This window comes from Geothrix alkalitolerans (assembly GCF_022808885.1).
GTDB lineage: Bacteria > Acidobacteriota > Holophagae > Holophagales > Holophagaceae > Geothrix > Geothrix alkalitolerans.
Genome location: NZ_JAKZLE010000005.1, coordinates 1 through 20389 on the forward strand (window position 1 = coordinate 1; position 20389 = coordinate 20389).

20 protein-coding genes are annotated in these 20389 nt (G+C 69.3%); 9 read left to right on the forward strand and 11 right to left on the reverse strand.

The annotated features are described in order from the left end of the window. The first annotated feature begins 252 nt into the window (after positions 1–252). Positions 253–828, forward strand: a complete 576-nt coding sequence (locus MLJ35_RS10590) for an NADH-quinone oxidoreductase subunit NuoE family protein (protein ID WP_243383860.1) — start codon at positions 253–255, stop codon at positions 826–828. Between the two features lie 14 nt (positions 829–842). Further along, positions 843–2213: an NADH-quinone oxidoreductase subunit NuoF gene (gene nuoF / locus MLJ35_RS10595; protein WP_243383859.1), complete on the forward strand. Its 1371-nt coding sequence runs from the start codon at positions 843–845 to the stop codon at positions 2211–2213. Positions 2214–2285: 72 nt separating this feature from the next. Here the strand turns inward: nuoF and MLJ35_RS10600 are convergent, their stop codons facing one another. After that, entirely contained in the window at positions 2286–3035 is a 750-nt protein-coding gene (locus MLJ35_RS10600; RefSeq protein ID WP_243383858.1) for a cytidylate kinase-like family protein, read from the reverse strand. 123 nt (positions 3036–3158) lie between these two features. Between MLJ35_RS10600 and MLJ35_RS10605 the strand changes: the two genes are divergently transcribed. Then, on the forward strand, positions 3159–4499 hold the full coding sequence (locus MLJ35_RS10605; protein ID WP_243383857.1) for a metallophosphoesterase: 1341 nt from the start codon (positions 3159–3161) through the stop codon (positions 4497–4499). Positions 4500–4533: 34 nt separating this feature from the next. Here the strand turns inward: MLJ35_RS10605 and MLJ35_RS10610 are convergent, their stop codons facing one another. The 5 genes from MLJ35_RS10610 to MLJ35_RS10630 all read right to left on the reverse strand — a co-directional run bounded on the left by MLJ35_RS10610 (position 4534) and on the right by MLJ35_RS10630 (position 8583). Continuing rightward, positions 4534–4947, reverse strand: coding sequence for a nuclear transport factor 2 family protein (locus MLJ35_RS10610; protein WP_243383856.1), 414 nt, complete (start codon positions 4945–4947; stop codon positions 4534–4536). 39 nt (positions 4948–4986) lie between these two features. Continuing rightward, on the reverse strand, positions 4987–5484 hold the full coding sequence (locus MLJ35_RS10615; RefSeq protein WP_243383855.1) for a hypothetical protein: 498 nt from the start codon (positions 5482–5484) through the stop codon (positions 4987–4989). Between the two features lie 142 nt (positions 5485–5626). After that, complete coding sequence (argF, locus tag MLJ35_RS10620; protein WP_243383854.1) at positions 5627–6619, reverse strand: ornithine carbamoyltransferase; 993 nt, start codon at positions 6617–6619, stop codon at positions 5627–5629. An 85-nt stretch (positions 6620–6704) separates the two neighbouring features. Further along, the gene (locus MLJ35_RS10625) at positions 6705–7031 is read right to left on the reverse strand and encodes an acyl-CoA carboxylase biotin carboxyl carrier protein subunit (protein WP_243383853.1); all 327 of its coding nucleotides are present in this window, start codon (positions 7029–7031) and stop codon (positions 6705–6707) included. Positions 7032–7041: 10 nt separating this feature from the next. Next, the gene (locus MLJ35_RS10630; RefSeq protein WP_243383852.1) at positions 7042–8583 is read right to left on the reverse strand and encodes an acyl-CoA carboxylase subunit beta; all 1542 of its coding nucleotides are present in this window, start codon (positions 8581–8583) and stop codon (positions 7042–7044) included. 205 nt (positions 8584–8788) lie between these two features. On the opposite strand from MLJ35_RS10630, the gene MLJ35_RS10635 reads away from it, so the two are divergent. Next, positions 8789–9217: a CBS domain-containing protein gene (locus MLJ35_RS10635; RefSeq protein ID WP_243383851.1), complete on the forward strand. Its 429-nt coding sequence runs from the start codon at positions 8789–8791 to the stop codon at positions 9215–9217. A 16-nt stretch (positions 9218–9233) separates the two neighbouring features. Here MLJ35_RS10635 and MLJ35_RS10640 read toward each other — a convergent pair whose 3' ends face one another. Next, complete coding sequence (locus MLJ35_RS10640; RefSeq protein ID WP_243322792.1) at positions 9234–9800, reverse strand: hypothetical protein; 567 nt, start codon at positions 9798–9800, stop codon at positions 9234–9236. A 74-nt stretch (positions 9801–9874) separates the two neighbouring features. Then, a complete protein-coding gene (locus tag MLJ35_RS10645) occupies positions 9875–11014 on the reverse strand; it encodes a twin-arginine translocation signal domain-containing protein (protein ID WP_243384325.1) in 1140 nt (379 codons plus the stop codon). A 91-nt stretch (positions 11015–11105) separates the two neighbouring features. Here MLJ35_RS10645 and MLJ35_RS10650 point away from each other — a divergent pair, with 91 nt between their 5' ends. The 4 genes from MLJ35_RS10650 (at position 11106) to thrC (ending at position 17377) form a co-directional block, all read left to right on the forward strand. After that, on the forward strand, positions 11106–12380 hold the full coding sequence (locus tag MLJ35_RS10650) for an NTP/NDP exchange transporter (RefSeq protein ID WP_243384326.1): 1275 nt from the start codon (positions 11106–11108) through the stop codon (positions 12378–12380). 238 nt (positions 12381–12618) lie between these two features. Beyond that, entirely contained in the window at positions 12619–15102 is a 2484-nt protein-coding gene (gene thrA, locus MLJ35_RS10655; protein WP_243384327.1) for a bifunctional aspartate kinase/homoserine dehydrogenase I, read from the forward strand. Next, entirely contained in the window at positions 15099–16112 is a 1014-nt protein-coding gene (locus MLJ35_RS10660) for a homoserine kinase (RefSeq protein WP_243384328.1), read from the forward strand. Before thrA ends, MLJ35_RS10660 begins: the two co-directional genes overlap by 4 nt. Beyond that, on the forward strand, positions 16109–17377 hold the full coding sequence (gene thrC / locus MLJ35_RS10665) for a threonine synthase (protein ID WP_243384329.1): 1269 nt from the start codon (positions 16109–16111) through the stop codon (positions 17375–17377). The genes MLJ35_RS10660 and thrC overlap by 4 nt, the downstream gene beginning before the upstream one ends. Positions 17378–17395: 18 nt before the next feature. Here thrC and MLJ35_RS10670 read toward each other — a convergent pair whose 3' ends face one another. The 3 genes from MLJ35_RS10670 to MLJ35_RS10680 all read right to left on the reverse strand — a co-directional run bounded on the left by MLJ35_RS10670 (position 17396) and on the right by MLJ35_RS10680 (position 19147). Further along, positions 17396–17818 (reverse strand): c-type cytochrome, encoded by a 423-nt coding sequence (locus MLJ35_RS10670; RefSeq protein WP_243384330.1) that lies wholly within the window; start codon positions 17816–17818, stop codon positions 17396–17398. 197 nt (positions 17819–18015) lie between these two features. After that, positions 18016–18432, reverse strand: coding sequence for a hypothetical protein (locus MLJ35_RS10675; RefSeq protein ID WP_243384331.1), 417 nt, complete (start codon positions 18430–18432; stop codon positions 18016–18018). Positions 18433–18487: 55 nt separating this feature from the next. Next, on the reverse strand, positions 18488–19147 hold the full coding sequence (locus MLJ35_RS10680) for a glycerophosphodiester phosphodiesterase (RefSeq protein WP_243384332.1): 660 nt from the start codon (positions 19145–19147) through the stop codon (positions 18488–18490). An 80-nt stretch (positions 19148–19227) separates the two neighbouring features. Between MLJ35_RS10680 and MLJ35_RS10685 the strand changes: the two genes are divergently transcribed. Beyond that, positions 19228–20388 (forward strand): MFS transporter, encoded by a 1161-nt coding sequence (locus MLJ35_RS10685; protein ID WP_243384333.1) that lies wholly within the window; start codon positions 19228–19230, stop codon positions 20386–20388. The last annotated feature ends 1 nt before the right edge of the window (position 20389 follow it).

Genomic DNA, 20389 nt, shown 5'->3' on the forward strand with positions numbered 1-20389 from the left:
TGGCGCCCGGCAGCGTGGTGGCAGGCTTCATCGACGGCGCCCTCAGCCTCAACCGCAATGAGTACGGCATCAAGACCTTCCCCGGCGTCATCGGCGAGACCGTCGCCGTCAGTCTGAACGCCGAGGCCGGCAAGGTCGCCCAGACCGCCCAGAAGTAACCGGACGTCCCGTTTCGTGATGGGGGGCACAGGGGTTTACCCCGGTGCCCCCCAGCGTCTTTGGGCTAAACTGGCCGTTCATGCGAGCGCGCCCATGAACCATCCTCTGCCTCCCGAGACCTCGAACGAGCCCCTAGCCCCGGGCCAGCGGCTGCCGGAATCCGAACGGAAGGAATTCAGCCCCGAGGCCCTGGCGGAGATCCAGGCCCTCATGGTCAAGTTCCCGGACAAGCTCGCGGCCACGCTGCCGGCGCTGCACATCGCCCAGCGCGAGTTCGGCTTCGTGAGCCTCTCGGCCATGAAGGCCGTGGCCAAGGCCATCGGCATCCCCGAGGGCCACGTCTTCGGCGTCGCCACGTTCTACACGATGTACCAGAAGGCCCCGGTGGGTCAGTTCCACCTCCAGGTCTGCACCAACATCAGCTGCGCCCTGCGCGGCGCCGCCCAGCTGCTGGAGAAGGTCTGCGAGAAGACCGGCGTGAAGCCCGGCCAGGGCCCCAGCGCCGACGGCATGTGGAGCGTGGAGGAGGTCGAGTGCCTCGCCGGCTGCGGAAGCGGCCCCTGCGTGCAGGTGAACCACGATGTCTACGACGAGTTCGTGGACGAGAAGAAGCTCCTCGAGGTGATGGAAGCCTGCAAGCGGGGCGATTACCGGCCTTGGGCCCACTGAGCGGAGACACAGACATGGCCGCCATTCGCACCAAGCCCGATCCCCAGATCTACACCTTCCCCGGCTTCGGCACGGAGAAGTACCCGAACCTGATGCTCCGCGGGGCGGGGGACCTGGACAACTGGCACCTCAAGGTCTACGAGCAGAAGCACGAGGGCTACGTGGCCCTGAAGGCCGCGCTGAAAATGGAGCCGGTGGCCGTGGTCGAGGAAATGAAGACCTCCGGCATCCGCGGCCGCGGCGGCGCGGGCTTCCCCTGCGGCCTGAAGTGGTCCTTCATGCCCAAGGACACGCCCGAGCGGAAGTTCACGCGCTACCTCGTCTGCAACGGCGACGAGGGCGAGCCCGGCACCTTCAAGGACCGCGCCATCCTCGAGTACAACCCGCACCAGCTCATCGAGGGCATGATCATCGGCGGCTGGGCCATGCAGTGCAAGCTGGGCTTCGTCTACATCCGCGGCGAGTTCCTCTGGCTCATCGAGAAGCTGGAGGCCGCCATCCAGCAGGCCCGCGATGCCGGCTACCTCGGCAAGAACATCCTGGGCACGGGCTGGGACTACGACATCCTCGTCTACCGCGGCGCCGGCGCCTACATCTGCGGCGAGGAGACGGCCCTGCTGAACTCGCTGGAAGGCCGCCGCGGCGAGCCCCGCGTGAAGCCGCCCTTCCCGGCGGCCAAGGGCGCCTTCGGCCAGCCCACCACCGTGAACAACGTGGAGACGCTCGCGGCCGTGCCCCCCATCCTCCGCATGGGCGGCGCCGAGTACGCCAAGCTGGGCACCCCCAAGAACACGGGCACCCGCATCTTCGGCGTCAGCGGCCACGTGAAGCGCCCGGGCCTCTTCGAGCTGCCCCTGGGCACGCCCATGGACTTCGTCGTGAACGAACTGGCGGGCGGCTCCAGCACCGGCAAGAAGATCAAGGCGATCATCCCCGGCGGTGCCAGCGCCCCCATGTTCGACGAGAAGGACTTCGACTGCCCGCTGGACTTCGACACCGTGAAGGCCCGCGGCTCCATGGCCGGCTCCGGCGGCCTCATCTGCATGGACGAGGACACCTGCATGGTGCAGGCCACCCTGCGCCTCATCCGCTTCTACGCCCACGAGAGCTGCGGCCAGTGCACGCCCTGCCGCGAAGGCTGCAACTGGATGGAGATGGTGCTCCACCGCATCGAGCACGGCGAAGGCCGCATGGAGGACCTGGACCTGCTGGCCAGCCTCACACCCCGCATCGGCCTGCGGACCCTCTGCCCCCTCGGCGACGCCGCCTGCGGCCCCATGGACTCCGCCCTCCAGAAGTTCCGCCACGAGTTCGAGCATCACATCACCCACAAGACCTGCTACGCCCAGGGCTCGCGGCTGCTGACCGCGGTGGGCGCGCACTAGCGGCCATCCTTCCGTTCCGCAGAACCGGGCGCCGACGGCGCCCGGTTCCTTGTTCGGGAAAGGTCGCGCCACTCAGGAGCCGACCAGGGTCGGGTGCGCGGGGCCGGCCTTGTAGCCGCCCTTCAGATCAGGCCAGCCGCATTCGACAAGCCGGAGGCACGCCTGGGCGACGCTTTCCACCCGCTGTCGTCCGTTGTTGAAGACGGCGTCGTACCAGTGGAAGGAGGTGATGTCCGTGTGCAGGCACTCGCTGATGAACTTCTCTCGCAGCTTGGACTGGACCCGGACCACGTCCCCGGCGTCCTCCATGGGCATCTCGAGGCGGCGCGCGATGGATCGGACGCGGAACTCGAAGCTGCCCACCAGGCGGAAATGGAAGCAGTTCTTCATGTCCTGGCAGACGACAGCCCCGCCCCGGCCGACGATGATCGCACCCCCGGCCATGGCGATGGGGACCAGGTGCTGCACCACCTTGGCGTAGGCGTCATCGTGGGTGAGGAAGCCGAAATGCGTCCGGAGGACATCCTGGGCGTGGCTTTCGTTCCCGAGGTGGGCCAGGAGCTCCCGGGAGAGCTTTTCGTCGGAGGCCACCTGATCCACCAGCGCCTTGTCGAAGATGGTCCAGGGCAGGCCTGTCACCTCGTCGAGGAGGGTTTTCAGGTGGAGGGCCAGGGGATAGCCCTGGCAGCCGAACTCCCTGGAGATGGTGATGGTGGGCAGGTTCCGCCTTTGATGGGAGCGCGCGAGCCGCTCCTGCAGCTCGGTCCACGTGCATTCCCGCTTCTCGATGCTCGGGACGAGGGACGCCAGGGGCTTGGGCATACGACCTCCAGTGGCGGGACAGCCAGGCGAGGACGGCCGGCGCTTGGAGCATAAGGCCTTCCTGGGCACAGGCAAGGCCCGGATCGTCTGGAGCCTCCTGGGAGGACCACCTACCCTGGAAGGATGCGCCTCTCCATCCTCCTCCTGCTCGCCTCGCTCCTCCGGGCCCAGGAGGTCTTCCTGGTGCAGCCCTACCTGCAGCTGGGCGATGCTCCGAAGGCGGCGGCCGTGGACCGGCTGGATCTGTTGTGGCAGACCGAGGATCGTGACGCCGCCTGGCGCGTGGAGGTGAAGGTCGGCGACCGCTGGAAGCCCCTGCGGCCCGCCTTCCGCCGGCTGGATGCGCCGCCTCTGCCGCCCCACCGCATCTACCGGGCCACCCTGAAGGACCTGCCGCCGGGGGCCCGCGTGCCCTATCGGGTGAAGCGGGATGGCGCGGTGGTGTTCGAGGCTCAGGCGCAAGTGCGCAAGCCTGACGCCCATCGGATGGTGGTGTTCGGGGATGCGGCGGACGGGTCGCGGGAACAGGCGGCCCTCGCGCAGGCCGTGGCCGGCGCGCATCCGGACGCAGTCCTCCTTGTCGGGGACCTGGTCTATGGCATGGGCCTGGCCTCCGAGTACCGCCAACGCTTCTTCCCGGTCTACAACGGCGGCTCCCGCCCGCTCATGGCGGAGGTGCCGTTCCTGGGCCTGCCCGGCAATCACGACGTGCCGTTCCGCCGCGCTCCGGATGCGGCCGCCTATTTCGCCTACTGGTCCCTGCCCCTGAACGGGCCCGCCCTGGAGCCCGGCGGGCCGAACGCCGCGCCCGTCGTGGCCGGCGTGCACGATGCCATGGTGGCTGCCGCGGGCCCGGCCTTTCCCCGCATGGCCAGCTACAGCTTCGACTACGGCAAGGTCCACTGGACCGTATTGGATTCCAACGCCTACGCGGATTGGACGAGCCCGGTCCTGAGGGCCTGGCTGGAGGCCGACCTGAAGGCCGCGAAGGCGGCCACCTGGCGCATCGTGGCCCTCCACCACCCCCTGTTCCAGAGCTCCCGCAGCCACATGGATGACCAGTGGATGCGCCCCATCAGCCCCCTCCTCGAGAAGTACGGCGTGGACCTGGTGCTGGCCGGCCATGTCCACAACTACCAGCGCACGGCTCCCCTCCGCTTCACGCCCACGAAGGTGGGGCCCCGGGGCAGGCCGGTGGAGGGCACCTTCACCGTCGACGAGGCCTTCGACGGCAAGACGGTCACCCGGGCGAAGGGCGTCGTCCACATCGTCACGGGCGCCGGCGGGGCCGAGCTCTACGACCGCTGGCAGACGGATGTCCGCGCCAGCTGGCAGCCCTGGACCCGCGCCTTCGTCTCCGACCGGCATTCCTTCACGGTGCTGGACGTGGACGGCCGCGAGTTGAGGCTGCGGCAACTGGATGCCGAAGGGCGGGAGCTGGAGGCCGTGACGCTCACGAAGTGAGCTTGTCAGGGGCCGCTGGGACCGTGCGGGGAACCTAGCGTGTTCCTGAGGCGAGCGAATAGGCGCGGATCCTGTGGTCCCGCATCTCGAAGATCCAGGTGTCAGACCAGATGGCATCGGTCTGGACCTTGACCCGGGCCTGGATCGAGCCCTGGACCACCGCCAACGTCCCGACCTCCACGCGGAGGTCGGGGTGCTTGCGGAAGGTGGTCTGGAAGAAGGCCCGGATCTGTGGCTTCGAAAGGATTCCGCCGGATCCCCGGAAGACGGCGTCCTCGGTCAGGCACCGCATCATCCCCTCGAGATCCCGGCGGCCGTAGGCCTCCAGGAAGCTGAGTACGAGCCGGGTGTCCGGCGTGTCGGGGGCGGACGGGGCCAGCGCCGGGGGACGGCACGAGGCCAGGAGGATGATCACGGAAGCCACGGCGTACGGCGCGGTGCGTGTCATGCGCCACCTCCGCAGGCCGCCCGGGCCGTCGAACGGCGCCTAGCGGCCGAAATGGATCGAATAGGTCAGCGGCTTCGGCAGCTGGGGGCTCTTCACCGTGGCGGTGAGGGTCAGCGCCTTGCCGTCGGGGCTCAGCTTGAAGAAGTTGGTGCGCTCGCCGTCCTCGTTCTTGAAGGTCTGGACGAGCTGGTCCTTGCCCACCTGGGCGGCCACCATGAACTTCTCGCCGTCCTCGCGGGTCCAGGGCGCGGCCTTGCCGCCGGCGGGCATGAGGATGGGGGCCCGGTCGTCCAGCTTCACGGCCACGCCCTTGTCGGTGATGGTGATGGTGACCTTCCGGTAGGCGGGGTTCAGCTTCCTGAGCCGCCCGCGGGCGATGGGTCGCTTGTAGAAGGCCATCTCCTTCACCGTGGCGTCGATGGCCGCGGCGATGTCATCGGCCTTGGTCTGGGTCCAGGCGCCGGAGAGGGGAGGCTCCTGGGCCGCCAGAGACAGAGCCGCGAGTACAGGTACGATGAACAGCCGGGCTGCGCGCATGGGGACCTCCGTGGAATGGGTGGTCCCACCATAGCACCGGGTGGTCCGCGGCAACACCTTCAAACGCCAACCGCAGAGAACGCGGAGAAAAACCTTCTCTGCGTTCTCTGCGGTGAAACAACCGATGGGGCTGGGTCGTCCCCTACCCGATGGTCGCCACCATGACGGCCTTGATGGTGTGCATGCGATTCTCGGCTTCGTCGAAAACCACGCTGTGGCGGGACCGGAAGACCTCGTCCGTCACCTCGCGGATGTCGTGGCCGAGAGCCTTCTGCTCCTTGGCCAGCTTGGTCTCGAAGTCGTGGAATGCGGGCAGGCAGTGGAGGAACTTCACGTCCGGGTTGCCGGTCTTCTGCACCATCTCCATCGTGACCTTGAAGGGCGTGAGCAGTTTCACGCGCTGGGGGATCTGGTCCTCCTCGCCCATGCTGGCCCAGACATCGGTGTAGAGCACATCGGCGTCCTTGACGGCGGCGGCGACGTCATCGGTGACCTCGATGGTGGCGCCGGTCTCCTCGGCGGCCTTGCGGGCGGCGGCCAGCACGGCGGGATCGGGGGCGAGGTCTTTCGGCCCCAGGGCCACCATGTGCATGCCGGTCTTGGCGGCGCCGTACATCAGGGCGTAGCTCATGTTGTTGCGGATGTCGCCGCAAAATACCAGCTTCACCTTGTTCAGGGGCTTGGCCACGTGCTCCTCGATGGTGAGGAAGTCCGCCAGGATCTGGGTGGGGTGGTCGGTGTCCGTGAGGCCGTTCCACACGGGCACGCCGCTGTGCTGGGCCAGGGCCTCCACCACTTCCTGTTTGTAGCCGCGGTACTCGATGCCGTCGTAGAAGCGGCCCAGCACCTTGGCGCTGTCCTCGATGCTCTCTTTCTTGCCGACCTGAGAGCTGGCGCTGTCCAGGAAGGTCACGTGGGCGCCTTCCTCGAGGGCGCCGACCTCGAAGGCGCAGCGGGTGCGGGTGCTGGTCTTCTCGAAGAGCAGCACGATGTTCTTGCCCTTCAGGGCCTCGCCGTGGAGCCCCATGCGCTTCTTGGCCTTCAGGTCCCGGGAGAGGTCCAGGAGGTAGCGCACCTCCAGGGGGGTGAAGTCCATCAGCGTGAGAAAGCTGCGTCCCTTGAGGTTGACGGCCATGGGGTCCTCCGAAGCGAATCCAGGCCCCAGGGTAGCCGCCCCCCGGGGTGACGGCGGTCCGGAAGGCGCCGGCCCGAACCCCGGTTTACAGAGTGTCAGAGCCCGTCCGGAGGGTCACCAGCAGCTGCCCCTTGGCCACGGTCGCGCCGGGGGCCGCGGTCACGTCGAGCACGGTGCCGTCCAAGGGGGCCGCCACGTGATTCTGCATCTTCATGGCCTCGAGGACGAGAAGGCTCTGGCCGCGGCGCACGAGGTCCCCGGGCTTCACGAGGACTTCCAGGACGAGGCCGGGGATGAAGGCCGTGATCCGGCCCGGGTCCCTGGGTGCGTAGGCCTTCCGGAGGGTGTACTTCCGGGTGTGGGCCGTTTCGTAGACGGTGTCGTTCAGGGTGAGGGTCTGGCGCGTGGTCATGGAGGCTCGCTCAGAAGGGGGGCACGCCGTGCTTCCGGGCGGGCCGCGGCTCGTCCTTCTGCTCGGAGATCGCCAGGGCGTGGAGCAGGAAGTCGCGGGTCTGCCGGGGGGCGATGACCGCATCCACATGCCCATTGGCCGCGGCGACGTAGGGGCTGGCGAATTTCTCGGTGTATTCCTGGACCTTCTGCTTCCGGAAGGCCTCGGGATCGGCCGCGGCGGCGATCTCGCCCTTGAAGATGATGTTGGCGGCGCCCTCGGGGCCCATGACGGCGATCTCGGCGCAGGGCCAGGCGAAGACGAAGTCGGCGCCCAGGTGGCGGGAGCACATGGCAATGTAGCCGCCTCCGTAGGCCTTGCGCAGGATGACCGTGATCTTGGGGACGGTGGCCTCGCTGTAGGCGTAGAGCAGCTTGGCGCCGTGGCGGATGACCCCGGCGTGCTCCTGGTCCACGCCCGGCAGGTAGCCCGGCAGGTCCACGAAGGTCACCAGGGGAATGTTGAAGGCGTCACAGAAGCGGATGAACCTCGCGGCCTTGTCCGAGCTGTCCACATCGAGGACGCCGGCCAGCACGGCGGGCTGGTTGGCCACCATGCCCACGGTGCGGCCGTTCATCCGGGCGAAGCCCACCACGACGTTGGCGGCCCAGAGGGCCTGGACCTCCATGAAGTCCGAGCCGTCGCAGACGGCCCGCAGCACGTCGCGCACATCGTAGGGCCGGTGGGCCTCGGAGGGGATGATGCGCTCCAGGTCCTCCTCGGTGCGGGAGGGGCTGGTGTTGAAGGGGTCAGCCTTCTTGCGGTTGTTCCAGGGGATGAAGGTGACCAGGCGCTTCACCTGCTCGAAGCACGTGGCCTCGCTTTCCGCATAGAAATGGGCATTGCCCGAGATCTCGGACTGCACCCGGGCCCCGCCTAGGTCCTCCATGGAGATCTCCTCGCCCAGCACGGTCTTGATGACCTCCGGGCCCGTGATGAACATCTTGGAGATCTTGTCCACCACGAAGACGAAGTCGGTGAGGGCCGGGGAGTACACCGCTCCGCCCGCGCAGGGGCCCAGGATGATGGAGATCTGGGGGATGACGCCCGAGGCCAGGGTGTTGCGGTAGAAGATCTCGCCATAGCCCGCCAGGGAGTTCACTCCCTCCTGGATGCGGGCCCCGCCGGAATCGTTGATGCCGATGAGGGGGATGCCCAGCTTGATGGCGTGGTCCATGATCTTGGTGATCTTGCGGGCGTGGGCCAGGCCCAGGCTGCCCCCGGCCACGGTGAAGTCCTGGGCGTAGATGGCCACCGGGTGGCCCGCGATGGTGCCCGTGCCGGTGATGACGCCGTCCCCGGGCAGCTGCTTTTTCGCCATGCCGAAGTCGGAGCACTTGTGTTCCACGAAGAGGTCGTACTCATGGAAGGAATCGGGATCGAGGATGGCGGTGATGCGCTCCCGGGCCAGGAGCTTGCCCTGGGCAGCCTGCTTCCGGGCCGCCTCCGGATGGGGCTCCTTGGCTTCGGCTTGGCGGGCGGCGTGATCCTTGAGTTTCCGGGGGAGGGACATGGGCGATCCTTGGAGGCATTTCGCGGCCCTGAGCGCAGGTCCGGGCAGGCTTTCAAAAAGCTGACCCATGCATCATAAATGCCTTGTCCCGGGAAAATCCACGCCAAGGATCACGAATTCCCGGAACCGGAGGGTCCCATTGGGCCCTCCTTGGCCGTATAGTCAGGGCCATCCATTCCATCCAGTCCGGCGCCGGGAGGCACGCATGCGACCACTCGCCCAGTTGATCCAAGGCAAGAAGGCCCTGGTGTCGGTAGGCCCCGACGACACGGTGTTCACCGCCCTGACCCTGCTGGCCCAGCACGACATCGGCGCCCTGCTGGTGCTGGAAGGAGGTCGCCTGGTGGGAATCTTCTCGGAGCGGGACTACGCGCGGAAGATCATCCTCAAGGGCAAGTCCTCGAAGGACACCCTCGTGCGGGAGATCATGAGCGAGCGGGTGAGCTGCGTGACCCTGGGGGAGACCGTAGAGGAGTGCATGGCCCTCATGACGGGCAAGCACATCCGCCACCTGCCGGTCCTTTCGGAGGACAACGAGGTGCTGGGCATCCTCTCCATCGGCGACCTGGTGAAGGAAACCATCTCCGACCAGCGGTTCACCATCGATCAGCTGGTGCACTACATCCAGAACTGAGCCGCTCGGCCGGTGTCTAGCCCCGGGTCTTCTCCGGGACCTTGTTGTGTCGGTAGGAGCCGAGCAGGAGGTTGGGACCCTGCTGGGCCACGCCATCCTCCAGGGGCTCCGCGCCGTAGTAGAACTGGTGCTGCATGTAGACCAGCGAATGCCCGGCGAGCTCCGGGAGGCTGCGCAGCACGGCGAAGGCCAGGTGGATGAGCGCATCCGTCGTCTGGTACTGGGTCATGGAGACGCGGTCGAGAAGCAGGTGGTCCTCGTACTTGTTCATGGGGCGGGAATAGAAGATGGTCTTCCCGTTGAACAGGATGTCCGTTCCATCCGTGGCGATGGTGTAGGTCTTGCCCTTGTCCGTGACCTCGAACTTGAAGGCCGTGCCCCGCTTGAAGGCGGTCATCAGGCTCTGGAACTTCGGGTGATCCAGGTAGGCCGCCCCGAAGTTGACCTTCTTCACGGCGGGCTTCATCTCCTTCGCCGTGGGACCGTACATCATGCGGTTGTAGCGCATGAGCTCCTGGCGCTGCTCCGGCGTCTGCTTCTTCGGCTTGTCCTTCTTGGGCGCTTTATCGGGCTGGGAGGTCATGGGGATCCTTGTCGCTCGCCGTGGATGCAGGCCATTGTCGCATGGGGCCTGCGTCCACGGCGGGGCGGATCCGGTCAGCCCTTGGCTTTAGAGGCCTCGCGCCAGGCTGCGATGAGCTTGGCCTCCTGCTCGGCGCTGGGACCGGCGAGGCGGGTGCGGCCCTTCTCCACCTTCTCCTGGGTCTTGTACCAGGCCAGGGTGTCCTTGACGGTCTCGAGGGCGGGGCGGAAGCGCAGGCCGGCCTTCACGGCCCGGTCGTTGCGCCAGGTGTGGAAGCCCTTGGTCTCGCCCGCGTAGGCGGCCCAGATGGGGAACTCGATGTCCTTCTGCTTGGCGAGGAAGTCCGTGGGGATCCACACGGGCTTGGCATTCGCGTTCCCACCCTTCTGGAAGGCCTCCACCAGGCTGCCCCAGGCCAGGCGCTTCTCCGGGCCACAGGCGTTGAAGGTGCCCACGGTGCCACGCTCGACCAGGTGCACCAGCCAGGCGGCCAGGTCGCGCACGTCGATGATCTGCACCGGGTCCGAGGCGCCGCCGGGCACGGCGAGCTCGCCGCCCCTGTCGAAGCGCACGGGCCAGTAGGTGAAGCGGCCGGAGGGGTCGTCGGGGCCCACGATGTAGCCGGGGCGGATGACCGCGGTGCGGCCGGGCAGTGCCTTCTGGGCCGCCTGCTCGCAGAGGGCCTTGAGCCCGCCGTAGTTCTGGAACTCCTTGCCCATCTCCTCCACGGCGGGATCAGCCAGGGTGGCCAGGGGTGCGTCCTCGGTGCCGTTCTCGGGGTTGGGCTCCTTGTAGGCGCTGATGCTGGAGATGATCAGGTACTGCTTTACGCGCGGCGCCAGCAGGCCGGCGGAGGCGGCCACCATGCGCGGGTAGTAGGCGCTGTTGTCGATGACGGCGTCCCAGGTGCCCGTCTCCAGGGCCTTCAGGCCTTCGCCCTTCTTGGGGTCTCGGTCGCCGTGCAGTTTCTCCACGCCGGGGAAGAGGTCGGGGCGCGTCTTCCCGCGGTTGAACATGGTCACGTGGTGGCCGCGGCTCTGGGCGATCTCGATGGTGGCGGGGCCGAGGAAACCCGTGCCGCCCAGGATGAGGATGCGCTTGGGGGCGGCCTTGGCCGCTCGATCAGCGGGGGCGGCGGACAAGTCCAGGCCGGTGGCGGCCAGGGCCGAGGCAGCGGCGGACCACTGGAGGAACTCGCGGCGGGAGACGGTCATGGGAACCTCCGGCGGACAGGATGGGATTGATGCATCGTGAATCGATATATACTCCTTCCGTTCGCACCCGCAACATCTTTTCCGGAGTCCCATGACGCCCGCCCGCCTGCTCCGCCGCCTCGTGATGCTGGAGGAGGGCGAGGCCCCGGCTCTGGCCTGGTCCTCCCTGTACTTCTTCCTGCTGCTCTTCGGCTACTACCTGCTGAGGCCCGTGCGCGAGGCCATGGGCATCGCCCGGGGGGCGGACAAGCTCCCCTGGCTCATGACGGGCACCCTGCTGGCCATGGCCCTGGCGAATCCGGCCTTCGCGGCCCTGGTGTCGAAGCTGCCGCGCCGGCGCTTCATCCCCTGGGCTTACCGCTTCTTCGCGCTGAACATGGCGGCCTTCTTCCTGGCCTTCCGCCTGCTGCCGGGCCACGGCGGCGCGGCGCTGGGTTACGCCTTCTACATCTGGCTCAGCGTCTTCAACCTCTTCGTCGTGTCCGTGTTCTGGGGCCTCATGTCCGACGTGTGGTCGGAGGGGCAGGGCAAGCGGCTCTTCGGGTTCATCGCCATGGGCGGGAGCCTGGGCGCCATCGCCGGCGCGGCGGTGACGGGGGCCCTGACGAAGGGCGCCGCCCTGGGCGGCCTCCAGGTGAAGGTGGATCCCCTCTCCCTCCTGCTGCTCTCCGCGCTGACGCTGGAACTGGCCGTGCAATGCGTGAAGCGGCTGGCGGCGATCTTCGCCCTGGGCGATGTGGCCCACGGGGCGCGGGAGCCGGGGCCGGGCCTGCTGGCGGGCCTGCGCCTCATTGCCACCTCCCGCTACCTCCAGCTCATCTGCGCCTACATCCTGCTCTTCACCATCACGAGCACCTTCCTCTACCTCCAGCAGGGCGCCATCGTCGAGCGCACCTTCCACGGCACGGCGGCGCGCACGGCGGCCTTCGCCCGCATCGACCTCTGGGTGAACGTCCTCACCCTGGTCACCCAGGTGTTCTTCACGGGCCGCCTCATCACGGCCCTGGGCGTCCCCGTGGTGCTGTCCATCCTCCCGGTGCTGAGCCTGGCGGGCTTCGGCGCCCTGTGGGCCTGGCCCACCTTCGGGGTGATGGCGCTGTTCCAGGTGCTGCGCCGGGGCCTGCACTACGCCGTGGACCGTCCCGCCCGCGAGATCCTCTACATTCCGCTGGGTCCCGAGGAGCGCTACAAGTCGAAGCCCTTCATCGACACCTTCATCTACCGCGGCGGCGACCTCCTGGGCGTGTGGGCACCCACGGCCTTCGCGGCTTTGGCAGTTCCGGTGGGCCTGGCCGCGGTGGGCTGCTCAGGTTTGTGGCTGGGCAGCAGCGTGGCGCTGGGTCGTCGTGTGAAGCAATTTGATTGACTTTCCGCCATCTTCCCGGATGATGTCGGACATGGTTCGAGTGTCTGGACAGTTCCCCGGTGCCTCGCGGGTCTCCGCGATGGGCGCGAACGTGTCCAGCTTTATGACCACCACCAACGGTACCATTACGCACCCGGACCACCGCGGCGCCTGACCTGACCCTTTCTTCAGATTCGGCCCCGCGCACCCCGCGGGGCTTTCTGTTTTGATCCGACTGTATTGATCCGACGGAGCCCCCATGCAGCCCACCCCCATCCGCGTCATGAAATTCGGCGGCACCAGCGTCGCCGGCGCCGCGCGGCTCCGCACCGTGGCGGACCTGGTGGCCGCTGCCAGGGCCACCCACCGCGTCTGCGTCGTGGCCTCCGCCATGGCCGGAGTCACCAACCTCCTGGTGAATGAAGGCCGCGTGCCGGATCCCGCCGCCGCGGACCGGCTCATGGACAGCTTCCGGGCTCTCCACGCCGAGGTGGTGGAGGCCCTGACGGGAGAGCTGGGCCCGGGTGTCGCCGCGCTTCGCGCCGAACTGGACGAGCTGGAGGCCCTGGGCCGCCGCCTGCTCCACGGCATGGCCCTGCTGGAGGAGGGGCCGCCCTCGGTGCAGGCCCAGGTGTCCAGCCTGGGCGAGCGGGCCTCCTGCGCCATTCTCGTGGCCCTCCTGGCGGCCCGGGGGCTGGAACCCATCTACCTCGATCCGGTGGCGCACGTGCGCGTGGAGGGCGATCCTCTCCAGGCCCGCCCCTGCCTGGCAGAGACGGAGGTGAGCTTCGCGGCCGTGAAGGCGGGGGAGGGCGGGCTCTGGGTGCTGCCGGGCTTCTTCGGCGGCGACGCGCAGGGGCGCATCCTGTCCCTGGGCCGGGGCGGCTCGGACCACAGCGCGGCGCTGGCCTCCGCGGCCCTGGGGGCGGACCTGCTGGAGATCTGGACCGACGTGGTGGGCCTCTACAGCGCCGACCCCCGCCTGGTGCCCGAGGCCTTCCCCCTGCCGGAGGCCAGCTTCGAGGAGGCCATGGAGCTCTCCTTCTTCGGCGCCAAGGTGCTCCACCCCAAGACCATCCCTCCGGTGCGGGAGCGGGGCATCCCCGTGCGGGTGTGCAGCAGCTTCGATCCGGCGCATCCCGGCACCGTCATCCGCGAGGCTGTACCGCCTCCCCCCAGCGGCGTGCGGGGCATCTCGTTCCTGCGGGGCCTCTCCGTGGTGAACCTCACGGGCCCCGGCATGCTGGGCGTGCCCGGCATCGCGGGCCGCGTGTTCGGCGCCCTGGCGCGCAAGGGTATCTCCGTGGTGCTCATCACCCAGAGCTCATCCGAGCTGTCCATCTGCTTCGCCGTGCGGCAGGCGGACGGGCCCGGCTCCGTGGCGGCCATCCAGGAGGCCTTCCCCGCGGAGCTGGCGGCGGGTTTCCTGGACCCCCTGGACCTGCGCGACGGCCTCTCGGTCCTCAGCATCGTGGGTGATGGCATGCGCACCCGGCCCGGCGTGGCGGGTACTTTCTTCGATGCCCTTGCCGAGGTGGGCTGCAACGTGGTGGCCATCGCCCAGGGGGCCAGCGAGCGCATCATCTCCGCCGTGGTGGAGGAGGGCGAGGGCGCCCGCGCCCTGCCGCACATCCACCGCCGCTTCTTCCGGACCCAGGTGGTGGTGGACGTGCACCTGCTGGGGGCGGGCAACGTGGGTGGCAGCCTCCTGGGCCAGATCCAGCGGCAGCAGGGCAAGCTGGCGGCGCAGGGCCTGGACCTGCGGGTGACCACCATCGCCACCAGCCGCCGCATGCGCCTGGACGCCAAGGGCCTGGACCTGGACCACTGGCGCGAGGACCTGGCCCAGGGCGAGCCCATGGACCTGGACCGCTTGATGGCGGTGGTGCGCAACGGCCCGCCGGCCCTCTCCGTGCTGGTGGATTGCACCACCAGCGGCGAGCTGGCAGGCCGCTATCCGGAGCTCTTCGACGCGGGGTTCCACGTGGTCACCGCCAACAAGAAGGCCAACAGCGCCTCCCAGAGCTTCTACCGCGAGCTGCGGGAGCGATCCTCGCGGCGCGGCCTGCGCTTTCTCTACGAGGCCAATGTGGGCGCGGGCCTGCCCATCATCGACACCGTGAAGAACCTGGTGCTGACGGGCGACCGCGTGCTGCGGGCCGAGGGCATCCTCTCGGGGTCCATGTCCTACATCCTGGGCCTGCTGGGGGATGGCGTCCCGCTGTCCGAGGCCGTGCGCGCCGCGAAGGAGAGCGGCTTCACCGAGCCCGATCCCCGGGACGACCTCAGCGGCATGGACGTGGCCCGCAAGCTGCTCATCCTGGCCCGGGAGCTGGGCATGGAGCTGGAGTTGGCCGATGTCCAGGTGGAGGGCCTGCTGCCCGCGGACTTCGACGCCAGCGGCGACATCCCCACCTTCATGGCGCGGCTGCCGGAGCTGGACGCGCCCTTCCGCGAGCGCCTGGCGACGCTGAAGGCCGAGGGGAAGACACTGCGCTATGTGGGCAGCCTTTCGGACAGCGGCTGTCGCGTCGGGCTCCTGCCCGTGGACGGAGAGCATCCCTTCATGGCCATCAAGGGGGGCGAGAACGCCCTGGCCCTGCTCACGGAGCGCTACCAGCCGCACCCCATGGTCATCCGGGGCTATGGCGCGGGGGCGGAGGTGACGGCCGCGGGCGTGCTGGCGGATGTACTGCGCCTGGTGCCCGGCGGCGCCCGGCCCTCGCGGCGGAGGCCTTCATGACGGAGCCCGGCTTTGGCCCGAACGGCGTGACGGCCTACGCCCCGGCCAGCATCGGCAACTTCGCCGCGGGCTTCGACCTGCTGGGCGCGGCCCTGGCGCCCCTGGACGGCAGCCTGCTGGGCGATCTCGTGCATGCGGCCCCGGCGGCGGAGGCCTCCTTCCACCTGGAGGGGCCCTTCGCGGCGGCCCTGGCCGGGGATACGCGTCCCAACCTCGTGCTGCGCGCCCTGGGCCTCTATCAGGCGGCGCTCAAGGCCCTGGGCCGCCCGGCGGGCCCCTTCGCCCTTCGTCTGGAGAAACGGCTACCCGTGGCCAGCGGCCTGGGCTCCAGCGCCAGCTCCATCGTGGCCACCCTGGCGGCCCTCCAGGCCCTCTGCGGGGATCCCCTCGGCGTGCCCGAGCTGCTGGAGCTGGCCGGACGGGCCGAGGGCAGCACCAGCGGCGGCATCCACCTGGACAACGTGGCGCCCTCCCTGCTGGGCGGCCTCCAGCTGACCGTCCCGGGCCGGGACGGGAAGCCCGCGGCCCGTCGCCAGCCCTGGCCCGCGGACCTGCTCCTCGTGGTGGCCCACCCGGAGTTCCAGCTGCCCACGGCGCAGAGCCGGGCGGCCCTGCCGGAGCGCCCGGCCTGGACCGACACCGTGGACTTCGCGGGCAACCTCGCGGGCTTCGTGCATGCCCTGCACACCGGCGACCGGGCCCTCCTGGCGCGCTGCCTCCGCGATCCCCTGGTGGAGGCCCACCGTGCCCCCCTGGTGCCGGGCTTCCGGGCGGCCCAGGCCGGGGCCCTGGCTGCCGGGGCCCTGGGTTGCACCCTGTCGGGATCCGGGCCTTCGATTTTCGCCGTGGCCGGGGACGATGCGGATGCCGGTGCCGTGGCCGCAGCCCTCCAGCGGGGCTTCGCGCAGGCAGGCCTGCCCAGCCAAGCCTGGATCTGCGCCCTGGACCTGGAGGGCGCCCGCCTCCTCTCGCCCGTGCCCCGCCCCCTCTTCCTCGAGGCCCAGCCATGAAGCTCGCCAGCACCCGCAATGCTGCCATCCAGGCCACCTTCCTGGAAGCCGCCCACCAGGGCCTGGCCCCGGACGGCGGCCTCTTCGCCCCGGTCGGGATCCCGCACTTTGCCGACGCGGCGGATCTGCTGAAGCTGGACTTCCGGACGCGATCCGTGGAGATCCTCCACCGGTTCCTGGAGGATGAACTGTCCCGTACCGAGGTGGAGGCCCTGGCCCTCACCGCCTTCACCTTCCCCGCGCCCCTGGTGCCCGTGCGGCCAGGCCTCTCCGCCCTGGAACTCTTCCACGGGCCCACCCTGGCCTTCAAGGACTTCGGCGCCCGCTTCCTGGCCCGGGTGCTGGCCCTCGATGCGGAGGCGAAGCCGCGCACGGTGCTGACGGCCACCTCAGGCGACACGGGCGCGGCCGTGGCCAGCGCCTTCCAGGGCGTGCCCGGCGTCCGCGCCGTGGTGCTCTACCCGGCGGGCCGCGTGTCGCCGCTGCAGGAGCGCCAGTTCGCCACCTGCGGCGGCAACGTGCTGGCCCTGGCGGTAGACGGCGCCTTCGACGACTGCCAGCGCCTGGTGAAGGGGGCCTTCGAGGACCCGGAGCTGGTGGAGGGCCTGGGCCTCACCTCCGCCAACAGCATCAACATCGCACGCCTCCTGGCGCAGCTGCTCTACTACTACGAGGCCGCGGCCCAGGCCCGGACGGGCGGGCCCCTCGTGATGGCCGTCCCCAGCGGCAACTTCGGCAACCTCTACGCAGGCCTCCTGGCCCAGGCCACGGGCGCGCCCATCGCCCGCTTCGTGGTGGCCACCAACGCCAACCGCGTGGTGCCGGATTACCTGGACACGGGCGTGTACCGCCCCCGGCCCTCCGTGGCCACGCTCTCCAACGCCATGGATGTGGGCGCGCCCAGCAACTGGGAGCGCATCCACGCGCTGTTCCGGGGCGACCACGGCGCCATGGCCGCGGCCCTGCGCTGGGGCAGCCGCACCGATGAAGAGACACGGCAGACCGTGCTCGACCTCGACCGCGGCGGCTACCTGGCGGATCCTCACGGGGCCGTGGCCTGCGGCGTGCTCCAGGCCCAGCTGCGCGCGGGCGAGCAGGGCATCTTCCTGGCCACCGCGCACCCGGCGAAGTTCCGTGAGTCCCTGGAACCCACCCTGGGCCGGGAGATCCCGCTGCCGAAAGCCCTCGGCGACCTGCTGGACAAGCCCCTCCTTTGCGAGCCCCTGGCCGCGGACCAGGCGGCCCTCAAGCAGCGGCTGAGCTGACCTCCGTTCGGCGCCGAATCACTTGGCCTGGAGGCTTTCGATGTGCCGGGCCAGATTGGCCACGCGCATGCGGACGATTGGTTCCTGGCTGCTGTTCAGGCTTCGGAAGACGGGCCCCCACACGGGCATGTCCTGGAGGCCGTGGGTTCCTGCGCCCTCTTCGCCACGGATGACCCGGGACACCCGCACCTTTGGGAAGGCGCCCTGGTTTCGCTGGCTGAGGGTCGTCAGATCGGGGACAGGATGGTTGAGATGGGCCGCCACTGGTCCATTGCCCAGACCCTTGGATCCGTGGCAGCTGGCGCAGTAGGCCAGGTACATCTCGGATCCCGAGGCGGGCGACGTGTAGCGTGCGGGGACGCTCTTGATGGCAGGTTGTTGGGCCAGGACGGGCAGGGCGAGGGTGGCGGCGCAAAGGAACGGGACGGCGCGAGAGAACATGGGCTTCTCCTGGGGGATGGAACGAAACCGCCCCCGCCCCTTCAGGGCAGGGGGAACGTTCGGCTGCAGCCACCTCTTGGCTCAGCTCAAGCCTGAAGATAGATCTGGGCTTGATTCAAACAAGATCTTGAGATCGTGTTCGACGAAAATGGAAGCCGATCCCGGGGTCGGGTTCACGAACCGTCAAGATCGGCGCCTCACCAGAGGGCGTAGGGGACCTCGCGGTGCCACTGGCCGCCGGGAAGGCCGTGGCGCGTGATCTCGTTGGAGGCCAGATCAAATGTGTAGGCCTGCCGGAAGGGCTTGAACCGGCTCGTGCAGTAGAGGCGCAGGTAGCGGGCCCGGGCCAGCGCGGCCCCGCGCATCAGGATCCAGGTCCCGTCAAAGCACGCAGCGTGGACCAGCACCTGCTCCCCCAGGGCCGGGTCCTGATCCACCAGCCGGTACTGGGGATCGTCGAGGATGGCCTGGAGTACCTGGGCGTACGGCCGTGTGGCCTTCAGGGTCTCGTGGTCCTCGACCGCCTGCTTGACCTGGCTGCGGCCGGCCTCGGTGTCGGCCAGGGTGGAGAACCAGAGGTTCCCCAGCCAGCCGAAGAGCCAGAGATCCGCCAAGCTCCGCCAGAGCGAGCCAAGGCCCTGGCGGCCTTCGACGATGTGGAAACCGGCTTCAGACCCCATCGGCGATGAGCACGGCCGGGGTGAAGGGCAGGTCCTTCGCCTCGGCGGGAGTCTTCAGGTCCCAGACCGCCAGGCGGTCCGCGTAGGGCTGCCAGAGGCGGGGCTGGGCCTTCACGGCCTTGAGGGGCGGGTGCAGCCAGAGGGCCTCCGGCAGGTCGGCCAGTTCCTCGGGCGTGAGCTCCAGGGCCTCGTCCGCCTCCCACAGGAAGCCGCAGCGGGCGGTCTCGCAGGCGGCCCAGAGCTGGAGCACTTCGCTGTGCTCGAAGCTGCTGAAGAGCACGCGGTCCAGGGCCTCGGCGGCCTCCACCGTGGCCAGGGCCTGCTGCCAGCCGGGCTCGCCTTTCAGTTCCACATTGATGAGCTTGGCGGGCAGCTCCAGCGCGTCCGCCAGGCGGGGCACGGGCTCGCCGTTCTTCAGGGCGGGCAGCTCCGCGGCCTTCATCTTCCGCAGGATCCCCGAGCCGTTGGCCGTGCGGGTCAGGTCGTCATCGTGGAGGATGGCGCAGACGCCGTCGCGGGTGGGCTGCACGTCCAGCTCGAAGCCGTCCATGCCCGTGGCCAGGGCCGCGCGGAAGGCCTCCATGGAGTTCTCCAGGTGCTTCGAGGAGAGTCCGCGGTGACCGAGGATGAGGGAGCGGACGGCGGCCATGGCGACTCCAGGGGACGGACCCAGCATAGCGGAGCCGCGCAAGCCCGCGGCCTGCCGAGCGGGGAAGCTATGCTGGAAGGATGGCCCGCGACCCACTCTCCAGGCTCCAGTGGCTGGTCTTCGCCCTGGTCAGCGCGGTGTTCACCACGGTCTACATCCCCCAGCCGGTGTTGCCGGTGCTGCGCCAGACCTTCGGCGTGGGCGAGGGCACGGCTTCACTCACGGTGTCGGCCGTGGTGCTGGGCATCGCCCTGGCGAACCTGCCCTTCGGCGCCCTGGCGGACCGCATGGCCATCCGGCCCATCCTGCTCACGGGGGGCCTGGTGGTGACCGCCGCCGGAGTGGCATCGGCCTTGGCGCCGACGCTGCCCCTGCTCGTGGCCGCCCGGTTCGTCCAGGGGCTCTTCGTGCCGGCCCTCACCACCTGCCTGGCCGCCTACCTGGCCCGGGAGATGCCTGCGGAGCGGCTCAACGTGGTGATGGGGTCGTACGTCTCCGCCACCGTGGTGGGTGGGTTATCGGGTCGCCTGCTGGGCGGGTTCGTGCTGCCGCCCGCTCATTGGCGCGGGGCCTTCATCGTGGCGGCGATCCTGCTGCTGGCCGCCACCCTGGCAGCCCATGCGGGCCTGCCGCGGGAGGATCGCGGGGCGGCCCATGGCGCGGAGACGGTGCGCTTCCGGGACGTGCTCTTCCGGCACGACCTGCTCCGCATCTACTGCGTGAGCGGTGGCGGCTTCTTCGTGTTCTCCTCCATCTTCAACTACATGCCCTTCTACCTCCACGGAGCGCCCTTCCGCTGGTCCACGCGCGCCGTGACGCTGCTCTACCTCTCCTACCTCGTGGGTGTGGTGGTGGGCCCGCTGGCGGGCCGCCTCAGCAACCGCATCGGCAACGGCGCGGCCATGGTGGTGGGATCGCTGGTCTTCGGGGCCGGGCTGGCGGTCACGCTCGTCCCGCAGGGGTGGGCCATGGCCCTGGCGCTGGCCCTGGTCTGCGCGGGCTTCTTCACCATCCACGCCTCGGCGGCGGGGGCCCTGAACCGCAAGCTGGCCGCCGGCCGGGGGCGCGCCAACGCCTTCTACGTGCTCTTCTACTACCTGGGCGGCGCCGCGGGAATCACCCTCAGCGGCCACGCCTACCACCTGGCGGGATGGCACGGCGTGGTGGGCCTGGCGGTGGGCGTGCTGCTGGTGCCACTGAGCACCGGCCTCGTGGAGATGCGGGCCTCGGGGAGACCGTGAC

What these genes read in the sequence shown, in the direction of transcription:
- MLJ35_RS10590 (WP_243383860.1), top strand. Translation starts at nt 253, where the DNA reads ATGAACCATCCTCTGCCTCCCGAGACCTCGAACGAGCCCCTAGCCCCG.
- nuoF (WP_243383859.1), top strand. Translation starts at nt 843, where the DNA reads ATGGCCGCCATTCGCACCAAGCCCGATCCCCAGATCTACACCTTCCCC.
- MLJ35_RS10600 (WP_243383858.1), bottom strand. Translation starts at nt 3,035, where the DNA reads ATGCCCAAGCCCCTGGCGTCCCTCGTCCCGAGCATCGAGAAGCGGGAA.
- MLJ35_RS10605 (WP_243383857.1), top strand. Translation starts at nt 3,159, where the DNA reads ATGCGCCTCTCCATCCTCCTCCTGCTCGCCTCGCTCCTCCGGGCCCAG.
- MLJ35_RS10610 (WP_243383856.1), bottom strand. Translation starts at nt 4,947, where the DNA reads ATGACACGCACCGCGCCGTACGCCGTGGCTTCCGTGATCATCCTCCTG.
- MLJ35_RS10615 (WP_243383855.1), bottom strand. Translation starts at nt 5,484, where the DNA reads ATGCGCGCAGCCCGGCTGTTCATCGTACCTGTACTCGCGGCTCTGTCT.
- argF (WP_243383854.1), bottom strand. Translation starts at nt 6,619, where the DNA reads ATGGCCGTCAACCTCAAGGGACGCAGCTTTCTCACGCTGATGGACTTC.
- MLJ35_RS10625 (WP_243383853.1), bottom strand. Translation starts at nt 7,031, where the DNA reads ATGACCACGCGCCAGACCCTCACCCTGAACGACACCGTCTACGAAACG.
- MLJ35_RS10630 (WP_243383852.1), bottom strand. Translation starts at nt 8,583, where the DNA reads ATGTCCCTCCCCCGGAAACTCAAGGATCACGCCGCCCGCCAAGCCGAA.
- MLJ35_RS10635 (WP_243383851.1), top strand. Translation starts at nt 8,789, where the DNA reads ATGCGACCACTCGCCCAGTTGATCCAAGGCAAGAAGGCCCTGGTGTCG.
- MLJ35_RS10640 (WP_243322792.1), bottom strand. Translation starts at nt 9,800, where the DNA reads ATGACCTCCCAGCCCGATAAAGCGCCCAAGAAGGACAAGCCGAAGAAG.
- MLJ35_RS10645 (WP_243384325.1), bottom strand. Translation starts at nt 11,014, where the DNA reads ATGACCGTCTCCCGCCGCGAGTTCCTCCAGTGGTCCGCCGCTGCCTCG.
- MLJ35_RS10650 (WP_243384326.1), top strand. Translation starts at nt 11,106, where the DNA reads ATGACGCCCGCCCGCCTGCTCCGCCGCCTCGTGATGCTGGAGGAGGGC.
- thrA (WP_243384327.1), top strand. Translation starts at nt 12,619, where the DNA reads ATGCAGCCCACCCCCATCCGCGTCATGAAATTCGGCGGCACCAGCGTC.
- MLJ35_RS10660 (WP_243384328.1), top strand. Translation starts at nt 15,099, where the DNA reads ATGACGGAGCCCGGCTTTGGCCCGAACGGCGTGACGGCCTACGCCCCG.
- thrC (WP_243384329.1), top strand. Translation starts at nt 16,109, where the DNA reads ATGAAGCTCGCCAGCACCCGCAATGCTGCCATCCAGGCCACCTTCCTG.
- MLJ35_RS10670 (WP_243384330.1), bottom strand. Translation starts at nt 17,818, where the DNA reads ATGTTCTCTCGCGCCGTCCCGTTCCTTTGCGCCGCCACCCTCGCCCTG.
- MLJ35_RS10680 (WP_243384332.1), bottom strand. Translation starts at nt 19,147, where the DNA reads ATGGCCGCCGTCCGCTCCCTCATCCTCGGTCACCGCGGACTCTCCTCG.
- MLJ35_RS10685 (WP_243384333.1), top strand. Translation starts at nt 19,228, where the DNA reads ATGGCCCGCGACCCACTCTCCAGGCTCCAGTGGCTGGTCTTCGCCCTG.